At 74.3% G+C, this 14,936-nt stretch carries 17 protein-coding genes, 1 tRNA gene and 1 pseudogene; 7 read left to right on the top strand and 12 right to left on the bottom strand.

The features are described 5' to 3' along the window. The first annotated feature begins 107 nt into the window (after nt 1–107). Complete coding sequence (locus J3R08_RS03265) at nt 108–803, top strand: proteasome protein (RefSeq protein WP_069087203.1); 696 nt, start codon at nt 108–110, stop codon at nt 801–803. Between the two features lie 57 nt (nt 804–860). On the opposite strand, the gene J3R08_RS03260 is transcribed toward J3R08_RS03265, so the two are convergent. From J3R08_RS03260 to J3R08_RS03235, 6 genes are all read right to left on the bottom strand, one after another. Then, nucleotides 861–934 (bottom strand) — tRNA-Ala (locus tag J3R08_RS03260). Between the two features lie 185 nt (nt 935–1,119). Next, the gene (locus tag J3R08_RS03255) at nt 1,120–1,902 is read right to left on the bottom strand and encodes a hypothetical protein (RefSeq protein WP_176722722.1); all 783 of its coding nucleotides are present in this window, start codon (nt 1,900–1,902) and stop codon (nt 1,120–1,122) included. A gap of 169 nt (nt 1,903–2,071) precedes the next feature. After that, the gene (locus tag J3R08_RS03250) at nt 2,072–2,713 is read right to left on the bottom strand and encodes a GNAT family N-acetyltransferase (RefSeq protein ID WP_030501124.1); all 642 of its coding nucleotides are present in this window, start codon (nt 2,711–2,713) and stop codon (nt 2,072–2,074) included. A 52-nt stretch (nt 2,714–2,765) separates the two neighbouring features. Then, nucleotides 2,766–4,079: a gephyrin-like molybdotransferase Glp gene (gene glp / locus J3R08_RS03245; protein ID WP_043326858.1), complete on the bottom strand. Its 1,314-nt coding sequence runs from the start codon at nt 4,077–4,079 to the stop codon at nt 2,766–2,768. Further along, nucleotides 4,076–5,065 (bottom strand): UTP--glucose-1-phosphate uridylyltransferase, encoded by a 990-nt coding sequence (locus tag J3R08_RS03240; protein WP_043326860.1) that lies wholly within the window; start codon nt 5,063–5,065, stop codon nt 4,076–4,078. The genes glp and J3R08_RS03240 overlap by 4 nt, the downstream gene beginning before the upstream one ends. A gap of 9 nt (nt 5,066–5,074) precedes the next feature. Continuing rightward, nucleotides 5,075–7,264 carry a diguanylate cyclase gene (locus J3R08_RS03235; protein ID WP_209959951.1) on the bottom strand — a complete coding sequence of 730 codons (2,190 nt, stop codon included), beginning with the start codon at nt 7,262–7,264 and terminating at the stop codon, nt 5,075–5,077. 83 nt (nt 7,265–7,347) lie between these two features. On the opposite strand from J3R08_RS03235, the gene J3R08_RS03230 reads away from it, so the two are divergent. Both J3R08_RS03230 and J3R08_RS32600 read left to right on the top strand, forming a co-directional pair. Continuing rightward, nucleotides 7,348–7,995: a 5-formyltetrahydrofolate cyclo-ligase gene (locus tag J3R08_RS03230; RefSeq protein ID WP_374102377.1), complete on the top strand. Its 648-nt coding sequence runs from the start codon at nt 7,348–7,350 to the stop codon at nt 7,993–7,995. After that, nucleotides 7,992–8,198 (top strand): annotated as a pseudogene (locus J3R08_RS32600) (FmdB family zinc ribbon protein); the annotation flags it as partial. The gene J3R08_RS03230 and the pseudogene J3R08_RS32600, both read left to right, overlap by 4 nt. 14 nt (nt 8,199–8,212) lie before the next feature. Here the strand turns inward: J3R08_RS32600 and J3R08_RS32595 are convergent. Further along, complete coding sequence (locus J3R08_RS32595; RefSeq protein ID WP_233607826.1) at nt 8,213–8,617, bottom strand: hypothetical protein; 405 nt, start codon at nt 8,615–8,617, stop codon at nt 8,213–8,215. Nucleotides 8,618–8,854: 237 nt separating this feature from the next. On the opposite strand from J3R08_RS32595, the gene J3R08_RS03220 reads away from it, so the two are divergent. Then, nucleotides 8,855–9,262, top strand: a complete 408-nt coding sequence (locus tag J3R08_RS03220; RefSeq protein ID WP_223201247.1) for a flagellar biosynthesis protein FlgA — start codon at nt 8,855–8,857, stop codon at nt 9,260–9,262. Between the two features lie 13 nt (nt 9,263–9,275). On the opposite strand, the gene J3R08_RS03215 is transcribed toward J3R08_RS03220, so the two are convergent. Then, entirely contained in the window at nt 9,276–9,452 is a 177-nt protein-coding gene (locus J3R08_RS03215; RefSeq protein WP_166455806.1) for a hypothetical protein, read from the bottom strand. Between the two features lie 519 nt (nt 9,453–9,971). On the opposite strand from J3R08_RS03215, the gene J3R08_RS32590 reads away from it, so the two are divergent. Beyond that, a complete protein-coding gene (locus J3R08_RS32590; protein WP_083296906.1) occupies nt 9,972–10,442 on the top strand; it encodes a hypothetical protein in 471 nt (156 codons plus the stop codon). Nucleotides 10,443–10,452: 10 nt separating this feature from the next. On the opposite strand, the gene J3R08_RS03205 is transcribed toward J3R08_RS32590, so the two are convergent. After that, nucleotides 10,453–10,935 carry a DUF2231 domain-containing protein gene (locus J3R08_RS03205; protein ID WP_043330667.1) on the bottom strand — a complete coding sequence of 161 codons (483 nt, stop codon included), beginning with the start codon at nt 10,933–10,935 and terminating at the stop codon, nt 10,453–10,455. Nucleotides 10,936–11,095: 160 nt separating this feature from the next. On the opposite strand from J3R08_RS03205, the gene J3R08_RS03200 reads away from it, so the two are divergent. Next, nucleotides 11,096–11,524: a Fur family transcriptional regulator gene (locus tag J3R08_RS03200; RefSeq protein ID WP_030501115.1), complete on the top strand. Its 429-nt coding sequence runs from the start codon at nt 11,096–11,098 to the stop codon at nt 11,522–11,524. A 73-nt stretch (nt 11,525–11,597) separates the two neighbouring features. After that, nucleotides 11,598–12,449 (top strand): oxygenase MpaB family protein, encoded by an 852-nt coding sequence (locus J3R08_RS03195; protein WP_069087208.1) that lies wholly within the window; start codon nt 11,598–11,600, stop codon nt 12,447–12,449. A gap of 13 nt (nt 12,450–12,462) precedes the next feature. On the opposite strand, the gene J3R08_RS03190 is transcribed toward J3R08_RS03195, so the two are convergent. From J3R08_RS03190 to J3R08_RS03180, 3 genes are all read right to left on the bottom strand, one after another. Further along, on the bottom strand, nt 12,463–13,296 hold the full coding sequence (locus J3R08_RS03190) for a PD-(D/E)XK nuclease family protein (RefSeq protein ID WP_223201448.1): 834 nt from the start codon (nt 13,294–13,296) through the stop codon (nt 12,463–12,465). Nucleotides 13,297–13,419: 123 nt separating this feature from the next. After that, on the bottom strand, nt 13,420–14,034 hold the full coding sequence (locus tag J3R08_RS03185) for a MarC family protein (protein WP_064447588.1): 615 nt from the start codon (nt 14,032–14,034) through the stop codon (nt 13,420–13,422). Between the two features lie 31 nt (nt 14,035–14,065). Then, nucleotides 14,066–14,932: a PHP domain-containing protein gene (locus J3R08_RS03180; protein ID WP_064447587.1), complete on the bottom strand. Its 867-nt coding sequence runs from the start codon at nt 14,930–14,932 to the stop codon at nt 14,066–14,068. Nucleotides 14,933–14,936: the final 4 nt, after the last annotated feature.

The following is a 14,936-nucleotide window of genomic DNA, read 5'->3' as shown; positions in this document are numbered from 1 at the left end:
GCTTGTGACCGGTGTCAGCCGCCACACGGACGTCCCTGCCGGGTGTAGGCAGGCGGGATGCCGGGTACCTCGCGCCCCAACCCCGCACCCCTGCACAGGAGGACCCCATGACCGTCGTACTCGCCGTTGTCTGCAGCGACGGGGTGGTGATCGGCGCGGACTCACAGATCACCGAGAGCGACCGCGGTCTGAGCTTCCCCGCGCAGAAGCTGCACCCGCTCGGCGACTGCGCCGCCTGGGGCGGCAGCGGCGCGCGCGGAGTGCTGAACGACCTGCGCCCCCTCCTCCAGGACTCGGCCACCGCCATCCTCGAAGCGCCGGACATCGGCGGCGAGCTGCAGGAGCGCGTCCTGCCCGTCTTCAAGAAGCACTACGAGAACTACATCCCGGACGTGCCCGGCGAGGGCTCCGGCGGCGGGGTGTCGGCCTACCTGCTCGCGGCCGGCTTCAGCCAGGGCGGGCCGTGGATCGTGGAGATCAACCCGAACGGGCTCATCGGCCGCTACGAGGACGTTGGCTTCCACGCCATCGGCTCCGGCGCGCCGATGGCTCAGCAGGCCGGCGCGCTGCTGTCCCACTTCCGGATGACCACGCGCACCGTCGAGTACGGCGTGGTGGGCGTGGTACGGGTGCTGGAGGCGCTGGAGCAGACCTCGCCGTCGGTCGGCAGGCCGTTCAGCGTCGCGTGCATCCGGGAGGAAGGCGCCCACCATCTCGACGAGAAGGAGATCGCCAAGGCGCTGAAGGACGTCCAGCGCTGGCGTGACCTCGAACAGAAAGCGCTCGACCAGCTGTTCGACTGACGCGAGCGGGTTCGAAAAAGGCCGTCTCCCATCACGGGAAACGGCCTTTGAACTGGGTGGAGCTGAGGGGATTTGAACCCCTGACCCCCTCGATGCGAACGAGGTGCGCTACCGGTCTGCGCCACAGCCCCTCCGCCGGCGAACCAGCGTCGGTCCCACCCGGCTTTCACCGGGCGGGCCGACGACAAGGCTAACAGGTCGTGCCCCCGCGACGCGAACCGCCCCGCCGCCCCGTAGATCTTGGAAGGAAAGGGCCCCCAGAGGGGCCGAAATCTTCCAAGATCGCCGTCGGACCCCCACGCGCCGGGCGAGGGCGTCAGGCGCCTCGGCCGGACTGGTAGGGGCGTCCGCGCAGGCCACCCGCCCGCCGGTAGGACACCGAGCCGCCGCTCGCCGCGGGCGGCAGGTCCGCGGGACGGTCCAGCCCCATCGCCGTACGCCGGACCGCCTCGCGCTGGGCGGCCAGCCGGCGCTGCGCCTCCCGCCGGGCCGCCGCGCGCCGGGCCTGCTCGCGGCGCACCTCGGCCTGGCGGGCGGCCAGCCAGGCCGCCTCCCGGGCGTCCGCGCGCCGCCGCCGACGTTCGGCGAGGGCACGCTGCCGCAGGTGTACGACGTACGCAACGAGCAGCGTGCCGGTGACCGAGACGCTGATCCAGAACCCGGGTCCGACAAGTACCACGCCGCCCAGTTCCACCAGGTTGAGCAGCAGCAGCGCGGCGAGCACCCGGCGCCGGCGGTAGATCGCCGGGGTGTGCCGCCGCCGGGGCGAGTTCCGTCGGCGGGACTGGGCCGGGACGGCGGAGACGGGCCGGAGCCGGCCGGAACGGCGGCGCAGCGGTGGCGCGGAGACCGGGCGGGCGAGACTACCCGTGTCGGAGTCTTCACTGAGGGTCACCACGAGGGAGCGGGGCGGGTGCAGCGGCCGTCGCCCGGGCACGGTGCGCCGTCGACGCTGGCGCTGGAGCACCCGCGCCGTCGACTGCGCCCGCTCCGCCACCAGCCGCTCGGTGGCGTCGTACCGGCGGACCAGCGCCGGAGCGAGGGCGAGCAGACCGGCGGCGGCGAGGACGGCGAGGAGCACCGACGTGGGCACCCTCACCCCTCCCGTCACCAAAGTTCTCCGGCGAGCGCCGCCCGCCGCAACTTGTTCCGTCGACCGTCGTTTACGGCGCACTTCATGCGGGCGGGCAGCGCTTGCCGCAGCTTGCAGTTACTTGAGGTTACGGGCCGTCGACCCAGTTCACAGTGCGCCGCGCCGTGCGGGCGCGTCAGCGGCGGTTGTCACGTACGCGGTGCCACCGCGCCAGCAAGCCGCCCTCGGCGACTACTTCCTCGCCGGTCATCGCGTATCCGATGTGGTCGCGCCACGCGCCGTCGATGTGCATGTAGCGCACGTGATAGGCCTCCTCGCGGAAGCCGAGCTTCTCCACCACCCGGCGGGACGGCATGTTCTCCGGCCGGATGTTCACCTCGATCCGGTGCAGGCCACCGGGTCCGAAGGCGTGGTCCACGGCGAGCGCGACAGCGGTCGGGATCACGCCCCGGCCGGCCACCCGGGAGTCCACCCAGTAGCCCACGTACCCGGAACAGAACGCCCGCCGCACGATGCTGCCGATGTTGACGTGACCGACCAGGCGCTCCCGGCCGTCCTCACGCAGGCACACCGCGAACGGCATGCCCTCGCCGCTGCGCGCGGACTTGCGCTGGTCCGCGTGGACCAGCCGGAACGCCGCCGGCGAGTTGGTCTCGTACCAGCCGCCGGGCACGTGCGACTCCCACGGCGCCAGCCACTCGCGGTTCGCGCGCCGGATCTCCGACCAGGCGCCGGCGTCCGATCGCCGGTACGGCCGCAGCACCACCGGGCCGTCCACGAGCACCGCCGGCCACCCCGGAGCCCGCCAGAACCTCACCGGGCTTGCCTTTCGCTCGCGACTGCGGGGCTCGCAAGCTCACTCCTCGCGCTCACCGGCGCCGGTCCAGCAGGAGCACGTCGACGGTGGACCCCGCGGCGGCGGTGGTGACCCGCTCGCCCAGCACCAGCAGGCCGTTCGCGTCGGACAGGCCGGAGAGCGTGTACGGGCCACCGGCGAGCGGCTGCACCGTGTACCCGCCGCCACGCCGCTCGGCCACGTGCGCGGGCCGGAACTCGCGCAGCCCCACCGGGGACGAGACCGTCTCCAGCAGGTGCGCGCGGACGCTCGGCCGGAACACCGGCTCGGCGCCGGCCAGCAGCTGGATCGCCGGGCGGGCCAGCACCTCGAAGCCGATCAGCGCCGCGCCGGGCTCACCGGGAAGACACACCACCGGCACCTCCTCGGCGCCGACCGTACCGAACCCGAGAGCCGTTCCCGGATAGAGGGCCACCTCTGTGAAGGTGACCGGCCCGGCCCGGCCGCCCTCGCGGCGGGACAGGATGCGGCGCACCATGTCGCCCGGGCCGGTACCGGTGCCGCCGGTGGTGATGATCAGGTCGGCCCGCAGCGTCTGGTCGTCCAGCAGGCCGCGCAGCGCCTCCGGGTCGTCGTCGCAGATCCCCACCCGGTACGCGAGCCCGCCCGCCTCGGCCGCCGCAGCGGTGAGCGCGTGCGAGTTGGTGTCGACCACCTGCCCGGGCTGGCTGCCCCGGCCCACGTCGACCAGTTCGTCGCCGGTGGCCACGATGACCACGCGCGGACTGGGCCGCACCACGACGTGCCCGATGCCGGTGGCGGCGAACACCGCCACCAGCGCCGGTGAGACGTACGCGCCGGCGCGGGCGAGCAGTGTGCCGGCGACCAGTTCCTCCCCGGCGCGGCGCAGCCCGTACCCCCGTTTGGGGGCGCGGAAGATCTCGACGGCGGCCATGCCCTGGTCGGTCCACTCCACCGGGACGACCACGTCGGCGCCGATCGGCAGCGGCGCGCCCGCCGCGACCGAGAAGCACGAGCCGGGGGTGAGCCGAACCGGCCGCCAGCTCGCCGCGCCCAGGTCACCGACGACGTTGAGCCGGATGCTGCGGCCGCCGGGCATACCGGAGGGGGCCGGGACGTAGCCCGGCCCCCGACTCCCACCGGAGATGTCCTCCCAGCGCGCGGCGTACCCGTCCACCGCCGCCTGGTCGAAGGCGGGGTACGAGTGCGGGGCGACCACGTCCTCGGCGAGCACGTTGCCGTACGCCTGGGTCAGGTCGAGGTCGAGTGGAGGCAGCGCGCGTAACCTGCGCAGCACACTGCCCAGGTAGTCGGCGAGCGGCGTCAACTCGTTCGCGGCCGCCTCGGCGTCGGCCGTCGCGGTCATGTATCGGCACCGCCGGACGCGTCACGCATGCCGTTGAGGACCGCCGCCGTGACCGTCTCGTCGCCGTTGTTGACGAACTCGGCCAGCCACTTGCGGAACTCGGCGCCCAGGTCCTCCCGCTCGGCCGCGATCTGCACCACGGTCTGCAGGTAGCCCAGCGGCATGCCGGTGTCGTAGCGGGTGCCCCGGTAGACGATGGCGTGCACCGGCACCCCCTCGGTACGCAGCAGCTCCATCGCGTCGGTCAGCTGGATCTCGCCGCCGCTGCCCGGGTCGGTACGCCGGATCGCGTCGAAGATCTTCCCCGGGAGCACGTACCGCCCGAGGACCGCCAGGTTGCTGGGCGCTTCCTCCGGACTGGGCTTCTCCACCATGCCGGTGACCTTGACGACCTCGGCGATGTCGCCGTACTCCGACTCGGCGGGCTCGACCGACGCGATGCCGTAACGGCTGGTCTCGGCCGGGTCGACCTCGAAGAAGGCGAGCACCACGCCACCGGTGCGGGCCTGGAGCTCCAGCATGGCCGGCAGCAGCGGCTCGGACGGCTTGACGAACTCGTCGCCGAGCAGCACCGCGAAGGGCGCGTCGCCGACGTGCGACTCGGCGTACCCGACGGCGTGGCCGAGGCCGAGCTGCTCCGGCTGGCGGACCGTGTAGATCGCTGCGAGTTCCTCGGTGCGCTTGACCTCGGCCAGCAGCTCGGGCTTCTTGGCGAGCCGTTCCTCCAGGTCGGGCCGGCGGTCGAAGTGGTCGACCATCGAGGTCTTGCCGCGACCGGTGATCAGCAGGATGTCGTCGATGCCGGCCTGCGCGGCCTCCTCGACGATGTACTGCAGCACCGGCCGGTCGACGACCGGCAGCAGTTCCTTGGGAACCGCCTTGGTGGCCGGCAGGAACCGGGTGGCCAGGCCGGCGGCCGGGATCACGGCCTTGACCGCGCGGGAGCGACCGCGGGTCGCTGAGGGGTTCGCTGAGTGCTCCGACATGTCGCGAGACTATCGGCCACGGCTCTGCCGCGGCGGGTGAGGACCGGAAGACGCGCCGCCCTGGACGGTGCCCGGCGCGTCCGCCGTGCCCGCCCGGGGCAGCCCGTCCGGCGGGCTGACGGTCACGGCCACCACCGGGATCTCCTGGGTGGGAACCGGATCGGGCGCGGGGGCCAGCCGGTAGCCGTCGCGTCCGGCGGCCTTCGCCGCGTACAGCGCGTCGTCGGCGGCGTCGAGCACCTGCTGGCCGTCGACGGCGTGGTCCGGGTAGACGGCGATGCCGATGGAGACGGTCACCGGCACGTGCACCGGTTCGTCGGTGCTTCCCTCGACAGTCACCGGCTGGTCCCGTACGACCGCGCCGAGCCGCTCGGCGACGATCGTGGCGCCCCGCGCGTCGGTCTCCGGCAGCAGCACCACGAACTCCTCGCCGCCCTGCCGGAACGCGAGGTCCACCTCGCGGATCACGCCGCGTACCCGGCGCGCGAACTCGACCAGCACGGCGTCCCCGGCGGCGTGCCCCCAGGTGTCGTTGACGCGCTTGAACCGGTCGAGGTCGAGCGCGAGCACGCTGAGCATCCGGCCGAACCGGTTCGCCCGCTCCACCTCCCGGCGGATCGACTCGCGCAGGTAGCGGTAGTTCCACAACCCGGTCAGCGGGTCGGTGAGGGAGAGCCGCTGCGCCTCCTCGTGCACCCGGACGTTCTCCACCGCGACCGCCGCGTGCCCGGCGAACGTCCGCAGCGTCACCACGTCGTCGTCGTGGAACTCGGGACCGCCGAGCCGGTCGTAGAGCACGAGCACGCCGAGCGCGGCGCAGGCCGAGCCGGGCGGGTCGCCGTCGGCGGGCGGGTGGCCGGGACGGTCCGGGCCGCGCGACTCGGCGCCGCCGGGCGTGGCGAACGGCACCGCCACGTACGTCTCGCAGGACGGCTCCCCGGTCGGGGCTTCGGGTGGGGTCCACCGGCCGCGCAGCGGCTCACCGGTGGCGGCGACCGCGCCGAGCACCCCGGCGCCGACCGCGACCCGCAGCGTCGCCGGGTCGGCCGGGTCGCTCGTGGGCCAGCGTCCGGTCAGCCCTTCGACGCACCGGCCGACGAGCACGCCCTCGGCGTCGACGAGCAGCACCGCGCCGGCCCGGGCGCCGGTGGCGGCGATCGCGCTGTCCAGGATCACCCGCAGGATGCGTTGCAGGTCGTGCGTGCTGGCGAGCGTGTCGCCGAGCACGGCGAGGTGGTTGCGCAGCTGGTCCCGGCTGCTGGTCAGCGCCGCCACGTAACTGCCGGTCTCCCGGGCCATCCGGTTGAACGCGCTGGCCAGCCGCCCGATCTCGTCCCGGCTGCGCACCGGCACCCGGGCGCTCAGGTCGCCCTGCGCCACCCGGTCCACCGCCCCGGCCAGCTCGCCCAGCGGCCGGGTGGTCACCCGGGCTAGCCGCCACGCGGTCAGCACGGCCAGCAGGGCGGCGAGCGCCACCGCCGCGATCAGCGCGCCGTACAGGCCGGGTGGGCGCTCGCCGGGAATCGAGAGCACCAGCGGCAGCGGTTGACCGGGCATCGGGCCCACCCGGCGCACGTACCGGCCGTCGCCCGTCCCGGCCACGCCGTTCCCGCGCGCCTTGCCGGCGGCGGCCAGCACCGCTGCGCGTACCCCCTGCTCTTCGGTCGTGTGGGTGATCTGCCCGGGGGCGTCGAGGAGGGTGACCGCGACGCCGGTGACGGCGGCGAGCCGCGCCACGAAGGCCCGGTCGACGGGCTGCGCCGCGGCGACCGCGCCGAGGTCGGCGCCGGCCGGGTCGCGCAGCCGCACCTGAGCGGAGAGCGCGCCGATCGGGGTGGCGGGGGCGCCCGCGCAGTCCTGCCAGCGCCCGGGCGGACCGCCCGCCGTGGCGTAGCTGGTGCGGCCGGCGGCGTCGGCGATCAGCACGCCGGCGGCGAGCCCCCGGCCGACCACCTGGTCGGCCGCACGCGGCCGGGCGACCGGGTCGGCCACCAGCGCGACCGCGTCGGCCGCCGCGCGCAGTTGCTGGCAGAGCGCGTCGATCGAGGTACGCACACCGGCCGCGGCCAGACCCAGTCGCTCGGTGGCGCGGCTCCGGTCGACGGCGCTCAACGTCGCCCCGACGAAGAGCGCGCCGAGCAGGACGGGGCCGAGCACCACCGCGAGGAAGGCTGCCGTCAACCGCCCGCGTAGCGTCAAGCTTCCCCCCGGAAGTTCCGCGCCCCTTGGTGCGATGCTGACACAGAGCGACCATTAGGCAAGCGTTGCGTCAGGAGTGTTGCGTGCCGGAATTTTCGGATGAAGCGCACGATGCGAAGCAGAAGATGCGCGTCGCGCTGCTCGCCGCCCGCCGGTCGCTGTCCGCGCCCGAGCGCGCGGTCGCGGCGGCCGCCGTCCAGGCCGAGCTGGTGACCCTGGTACGCCGGCTGCGACCGGCCAGGATGAGCGCGTACGTGCCGGTCGCCTCCGAGCCCGGCGGGGACGACCTGCCCGAGGTGCTGCGGGCCGCGCTGCCGCCCGACGCCGAGCTGCTGCTGCCGGTACTCTGCGACGACCTGGACCTGGACTGGGCCCCCTACACCGGGCGGGAGTCGCTGCGCGCCGCCGGCCGGGGCATGCGCGAGCCGACCGCGCCGGCCCGGGGCCGCGCCGCAGTGGCCGCGGCGGGACTCGTAGTGGTGCCGGCGGTAGCCGTGGACCGCCGGGGCATCCGGCTGGGCCGCGGCGGCGGCTCGTACGACCGGGCGCTCGCCCGGGTGCCCGCCACCGTGCCGACGGTGGCTCTCCTGCACGACGGCGAGCTGGTCGAGGCGGTCCCCGCCCAGCCGCACGACCGCCCGGTGCACTGTGTGATCACTCCGGCGGACGGGTTGGTGGCCGTCCCGGGTGTGGGCCCGGGCGCTTCCGCTGGACGAACCCGGGGGTCATGACGCACCATTGGCACTCGAATACCACGAGTGCCAACAGGCCGTGCCAAGATCCGGAGGAGAACGTGCCCACGTACCAGTACGCCTGCACCGCGTGCGGCCACCAGCTCGAGGCGGTGCAGTCCTTCTCGGACGACCCGCTGACCGAGTGCCCGGCGTGTGAGGGGCGGCTGCGAAAGCTCTTCAACTCGGTGGGCATCGTGTTCAAGGGCTCCGGCTTCTACCGCACGGACTCCCGTACGTCCGGGTCCGACAACGGGAGCAGCGCCGCGAACAAGCCGGCCAAGTCCGAGTCGTCCTCGTCGTCCGGTTCGACGTCGTCTGGTTCGACCTCGTCCGGTTCGTCGTCGTCCTCTTCTTCGGGGTCGTCGTCCGGTTCGGGTTCCGGCTCTGGTTCGGGTTCCGGGTCGACGGCGAGCAAGGCGCCGGCGGCGTCCAGTTCCTCCTGACCAACGCTTTCGCGCTCGTGGCCGTCCCGTTTCCGGGGCGGCCACGTTGCGTATGGCCGCCCCGCACGATGGAGCGCCCGCTCCCGACCACTCGCGCGCTGCTCACCACCTCGGCGAGGTTGCTGCATCAGCTCGCCGAGATAGCGCCACTTCCCCGAACTGGCGGCCCCGGCCACTCCGGATGTGACCACCTCCCCGAAGTGGTGGCGCCGGACCCCGCCCGGGCAGCGGTTGTGCACAGGACGGCGGGTTATCCACAGGGGCAAGCGGTGGGGCCGCGGGCGACGATGGCTCGGCCCTAGCCTGCGGGTCGGAAGGTTGGCCGACGGTGGGAGGCAGCGGTGGCGGGTGGCGAGGCGACGTTGCGTCCGGTCCGCTGGCGCGGATTGCCGCGACGCCGGACGCTACTGCGGGTGGCACTCGTCGCGGTGCTGCTGGGACTGGCCGCGGCGGTGCTCCAGACACCTCCGTCCTGCCAACCCGGGGCTCCCCCGGCCGCCTCGACGACGCCGGCCGGTCCGCCGCCCGACGGGCCACGCGCGTTGCCGGCCGGTGCGGTCGGTGTGCCGATCCGGCTGGCCGAGCCGGCCGCCCTCGCGGTGCTGCGTCCAGGTGCCCGGGTCGATCTGATGGTGGTGCCCGCCGGCGGGTCGGCTGACCCCACGCTGCTGGCGCCGCGTGCGCTGGTGCTCGACGTGGTCGGCGCCGCCGGGGCGGTCGACGGGTCCTCCGCGCTCTACCTGGCGCTGCCGCCCGAGCAGGCGCGCCGGGCGGTCGGGTTGCCGGAGGGCAGCCGCTTCGCCGTGGTCGTACGCGGGTGACGCGGAGCCGCGGTCAGTCCCAGTGCGGCGGGCGCTCGGCGAGCAGCCAGTCGTCGTTGCCGCCGGGGCGCTCGCCCCAGCCGCGGTCGGTGTCGTCGGTGGTCTGTTCGGGCAGCACCACGAAGTCTTCGCTGAGGTCGACCACGCGGTCGTCGTCGCCGCGCGGTGCCCGGATGCCGGGGTCGGTCACGAGCAGCAACGATACCGCCGGAACGGCGGCCACCTCGACCCCGCGACGTCCGGCGCCGCCACGGCTGCGATCGGGAACAGCCCGGCGCGGACTGCACCGTGATTCCGAACAGCCAGACACAGACCGGGCGCGACCCTGAACGGCCACTCGATCTCGTCGGGCCCGGCAGCGGGTCGGAGCCCCGCCGCGCAAGAGGTACGCGCCGAGGTGTCGGTGTCGGGCGGCCGACCGGCCGGGGCGTTGGTAGCGTCGGACGGCGTGACGACGCCGAGCGGTGGCAGCCCCGACGACGAGACCTGGCGACGCCCGGAGCAACAGGCCGCGGGCGAGGAGAACGACGCCGGGGCGTCCCGCCCGGGCGGGTCGGGCTCCGGCCAGGCCGACCCAGGGCCTGTGGGCGACCCAGGGCCTGTGGGCGACCCAGGGCCTGTGGGCGACCCAGGGCCTGTGGGCGACCCAGGGCCTGTGGGCGACCCCGCCGATTCTGGACCCGTGGGCCGCCCGGCCGAACACGGACCCGTGAGCCACCCCGCCGACCACGCCGGGTGGGACGCGCCCGGACCCGGCGAAGCCGGGAGCCAGCCGACCGGGGTCGGCGCCGCTGGAACGGGAGTCACCGCCGCCGACACCTCCGGGGCGTCCGGGCCGAACAGCCCGTGGTCGCGCGAGGCGGCCACCGAGAGCCCGTGGGCCAAGCCGGAGTCGGCCGGCGGCTGGACGGTGGCCGGCGGGCCCTGGCCGGGCCGGTCCGCCGGTGACCCGGCTGCCGGTGGCTACGCCGGACCGCCGCCGAGCACGCCTCCGCCGCCCGGCTGGCGGCCACCGGTGCACGTCCAGCCGGCGCCGCCCCGCCGGCTTCCGCCGCAGGACATGGCCGCGATGGATCAGGCGGAGCAGCGCGCGCAGCGGCTCACCTACGGCGTCGGGGCAGTCGTCGCCGTGGTGCTGGTGCTGCTCACCTGCCTGCTCTGCTCGCGGCTGCTGTTCTGAGCGGCAACGCTCAGACGATGCCGTCCCACACCATCTTGGCGCCGCTGTCACCGGTCAGGTAGACGTACACGAGCGCGAAGCCCGCCAGCACCGCCACCGCGACGGTGAGCACGATCGGCAGCCAGCGGGGCAGGTTCCGGGCGCGGGCGAACCTGCTCGCCGACAGCACCAGCAGCAGCGCCGCGGCGCCGAGACCGAGCGAGAACCAGAACAGGGTGTCGCCGTACTCGGCGTGCTCACTGATCTGCTGGAGCCGGTCCGGCGGGTAGCCCTTCGCGCGCAGGATCCCCTCCAGCTCCTCGCCGGACTCGGTCGCGACCCAGGCGACCGCCGGGGTGATCACGGCCAGCGCGGCGACCGCCCAGTCCAGCCGGTGCCGCCAGCGCGGCAGCAATCCGTACGCGATGGCGAACAGCGCCAGCAGCGGCACGAGCACCACCACCGCGTGAATGACGAGCACGTGCAGCGGCAGACCGTTGAATTCCCTGAACACCGACACCTCCGGCGAGTGGGTGGTTAGGCGCGCACAGCGTACGTCGCGAGGCTGTGTAACCCCACACACGCAGACGCGGCCCCGCCGGTTCACCTGTGGCCCCGGCCACCCGCGAGCACGCTCGCTTGTCGGCCTGTCACCTGCGTGCTGTCATGGATTCATGTCCACGGGTGAGGAACTGCTCCGGTCGAGGGGCCTACGGGTCACGCGACCGCGTCTCGCCGTGCTGGACGTGCTCTCCGCCGGTGGGCACCTGGAGGTCGACGAGATCACCCGCCGGGTCCGTCAGCGGATCGACTCCGTTTCCACCCAGGCCGTCTACGACGTGCTCGGCGCGCTGTCCCGAGCCGGGCTGTCCCGCCGGATCGAGCCGGCCGGCAGCCCCGCGCGGTACGAGGCGCGGGTCGGCGACAACCACCACCACGTGGTGTGCCGGGGCTGCGGCGAGATCGCCGACGTCGACTGCGCGGTGGGCAGCGCGCCGTGCCTCGACCCGAACGTGGCGCACGGCTTCGAGCTGGACGAGGCCGAGGTGACCTTCTGGGGTCTCTGCCCGGCCTGCCAGTCGCGCCGCTCCGCCGACGACTGAGCGAGCACCGAGGGCGCCGCACCGAGGACACCGACCCGGGGGTGACCGGCGAACGCCGTGGCACTCTTGATCGGTGGACACTGACGACCTCGGCCTGTTCGGTCCGGGTTCGGTCACGTGGAAGGTGCACGAGGAACCGATCCTGATCGTCGCCGGCCTGCGCTCGCTCTACCTCCAGGCGCTGCATCCGCGTGCGATGGCGGGCGTCGCGCAGAACAGCAACTACCGCTCGGACGCCTGGGGCCGGCTGGTCCGCACGGCGACGTACGTGGGGACGACGATCTACGGCACCACGGCCGAGGCGCAGGCGGCCGGGCGGCGGGTGCGTGCGCGGCACGCCCGGATGCGCGCCACCGACCCGTTCACCGGCGAGGAGTTCCGCGTCGACGAGCCGGAGCTGCTGCGCTGGGTGCACGTCACCGAGATCGAGTCGTTCGTGAGCACCGCCCGGCGTGCCGGTCTGGCGCTCACCGACGACGAGGTGGACGGCTACTACACCGAGCAGCGCCGGTCGGCGGCCCTGGTGGGGCTGGACCCGGACGACGTGCCGGGCACCACCGCCGAGGTGGCCGACTACTACCGGGACGTACGCCCGCAGTTGCGGATGACCCGGGAGGCGGCCGAGACGGCGCTGTTCCTGACCGCGCCGCCGATCCCGTGGAAGGTCAGCCTGCCGGCGCGGGTCGGCCTGAACCTGGGGCCGCCGCGCTGGGCGTACCTGGGGATCGCCGCCACCGCGCTGGGGATGCTGCCGCCGTGGGCGTTGCGGCTCTACGGCGGGCTGGGCCTGCCCACCACCGCGCTGTCGGCGGACCTGAGCGCGCGGGCGCTGCGGCTGGCGCTGGCCGCGGTGCCCCGGCGCTACCGGGAGGGCCCGTTGCAGCAGGCCGCCAAGGAACGCGCCGCCCGCCTGACCGCGGCCTGACGGCGACGCGCGCTCAGTCCTGGTCGGCGAATCGCTCGACGGCGGACCAGGGCTCCTTGCCGGGGGTCTGCGCGCCGGTCGGGCAGGTACGCCGGTAGTCGCACCAGCCGCACCGCGGCCCCGGCTCGGTGGGGAACGCCGCGTCGGGGTCGGTGCCGTCGGCCACTGCGCGTTCGGCGGCCATGATGTCGCGGGCGGTGTCCTCGGCGCGGGTGAGCTGCCGGTGCAGGGACTCCGGCGTGTGCTCGTGCGCGGCGACGGTGCCGGTGGGCAGGTGGTGCAGCTCGACCCGGCGGCACGGCTTGCGGAACACCCGCTCGGCCGCGTACGCGTAGAGCGCGAGCGCCTGCGAGCCGCGCGCGTCGTCGGTGTCGAGGCCGGTGCGACCGGTCTTGTAGTCGACGATGACCAGTTCGGGCCGCCCGTCCGGGCCGGGACGCGAGTCGATCCGGTCGGTGCGGCCGTTGAACGCGAGCACCGCGGTCTTCACCGCGACGACCCGTTCCACGCCGACCGGCTCGTCGGCCGGGTCGAGGCCCGCCACGTAGCTCTCCAGCCAGGTCAGCGCCCGCCGGAAGGCGTCGCGTTCCTGCTCGTCGTCGCGGTAGCCCTCGCGGACCCAGGTGCCCTTGAGCAGCGTGCCGAGCACCTCGGGGCGGCGGCGGTCGGGGGCCAGCGCGTACCAGTTCTTCAGCGCGGTGTGGACGCTCGCGCCGAGCGAGTTGTGCGCCCACGGCGGGCCCTTGGGCGGCGCGGGCCGGTCCACGTAGGCGTAGCGGTAGCGGCGGGGACAGTCCGCGTACGCGCCGAGTTTGCTCGGTGTGCAGACGAACAGGCGCTCCGGCATGCCCTCGAAGCCGAGCTGCTCGGACTGCTCGGCGCGCGGTCGGGGAGCCCGGGAGCCACTGGCTGCTGACTGGCGTCGCACCCCTGAGATCCTGCCACCCCGGTACGACAGCGGACGAAGCGCTCAGGCGTTGTTGAGGTACTGGGTCACGAACGCGGCGATCGCGTCGGCGATGAGCTGCACGGCGATGGCGGCCAGCAGCAGGCCGGCGATGCGGGTCAGCACCTCGATGCCGCCGGGGCGCAGCACCTTGACGATCCCGCCGGAGAAGCGCAGCACCACCCAGACGGTGACCATCACCGCGACGATGGCCAGCCCGATGGCCAGGTAGTCGACGCCGCCGCCGGCCTGCTGGACGAAGAGCATGGTGGCCACGATGGCGCCCGGCCCGGCCAGCAGCGGGGTGCCGAGCGGCACCAGCGCGATGTTGGAGGTGACCTGCTGGCTCGGGTCGTCCGACTTGCCGGTCAGCAGTTCCAGCGCGACCAGGATCAGCAGCAGGCCGCCCGCGGCCTGGAGCGCGGGCAGGTCGACGTGCAGGTACGCCAGGATCGTCTGCCCCGCCACCGCGAAGATCACGATGACCCCGAGCGCCAGCGCCACGGCCTGCCAGGCGGCCCGGTTCCGGTCGCGCGCCGTCAACGGCCCGGTGAGCGCGAGGAAGATGGGCATCATTCCGGGCGGGTCGACGATCACCAGCAGGGTCACGAAGACCTCGCCGAAGAGCTTGAGATCCACGCGGACACGGTAGCCGTGCCGCCGGAGCGCTTCAGCTCGAAGCGACAGGGGTCACCCCGCGGGCCAGCGCGACGATCCGCTCGTACGCCTCGGGTCCGGTGGTGTGCGCGCCGAGCCGGACGGTCTTGTGCGTGCCGTGGAAGTCGGACGAGCCGGTGACCAGCAGCCCAAGCTCGGCGGCGAGCCGGCGGACGTGCTCCCGCTCGGCCGCGTCGTGGTCCTCGTGGTCGGCCTCCAGGCCGGCCAGGCCGGCCGCGGCCAGGTCCGCGATCAGCTCGTCCGGCACGATCCGGCCGCGCCGGCTGGCTCTCGGGTGGGCGAAGACGGGCACGCCGCCGGCCGCCCGCACCAGCGCCACCGCGCGGAACACCTCGATGTCGTCCTTGGGCAGCCGGTACCGCTCGCCGAGCCAGTCCGGCCCGAACGCCTCGCTCGTGGTGGCGACCAGTCCGGCCCGGATCAGCGCCTGCGCGATGTGCGGGCGGCCCACGGTGCCGCCGTCCGCGCCGGCCAGGATCTCCGTCCAGCTCACCTGGATGCCGTCGGCCTGGAGCAGCCGCACGATGCGCTCGCCGCGTTCCTCGCGGGCCTGCCGGACCCGGGCCAGCTCCGCGGCCAGTTCCGGCTCGGCCGGGTCGAAGAGGTACGCGAGCAGGTGCAGCGGGATCGCCGGCTCGACGCCGAACCAGCGGCAGGAGATCTCCGCGCCGCGGATCAGGGTGAGGCCGGGCGGCAGCGCGGCGACAGCCGGCGCCCAGCCGGCGGTGGTGTCGTGGTCGGTGAGCGCCACCACGTCGAGCCCGGCGTCGGCGGCGGCCCGGACCAGCTCGGGCGGGGTCAGCGTGCCGTCGCTGGCGGTGGAGTGGGTGTGCAGGTCGATGCGGGCCGGATCGCTCACCCGC

The sequence above is a fragment of the Micromonospora sp. HB375 genome (genome assembly GCF_017872985.1).
In the GTDB taxonomy this organism is placed as follows: Bacteria; Actinomycetota; Actinomycetes; order Mycobacteriales; family Micromonosporaceae; genus Micromonospora; species Micromonospora chalcea.
The sequence above is the reverse complement of the archived record's forward strand: the minus strand, read 5'-3'. Positions and strand labels throughout refer to the sequence as shown.

Excerpts from the sequence above, each read along its gene's own strand:
- J3R08_RS03190 (WP_223201448.1), bottom strand. The coding sequence starts at position 13,296 with ATGCCGGAGCGCCTGTTCGTCTGCACACCGAGCAAACTCGGCGCGTAC.
- glp (WP_043326858.1), bottom strand. The coding sequence starts at position 4,079 with ATGACCGCGACGGCCGACGCCGAGGCGGCCGCGAACGAGTTGACGCCG.
- J3R08_RS03240 (WP_043326860.1), bottom strand. The coding sequence starts at position 5,065 with ATGTCGGAGCACTCAGCGAACCCCTCAGCGACCCGCGGTCGCTCCCGC.
- J3R08_RS03200 (WP_030501115.1), top strand. The coding sequence starts at position 11,096 with ATGTCCACGGGTGAGGAACTGCTCCGGTCGAGGGGCCTACGGGTCACG.
- J3R08_RS03265 (WP_069087203.1), top strand. The coding sequence starts at position 108 with ATGACCGTCGTACTCGCCGTTGTCTGCAGCGACGGGGTGGTGATCGGC.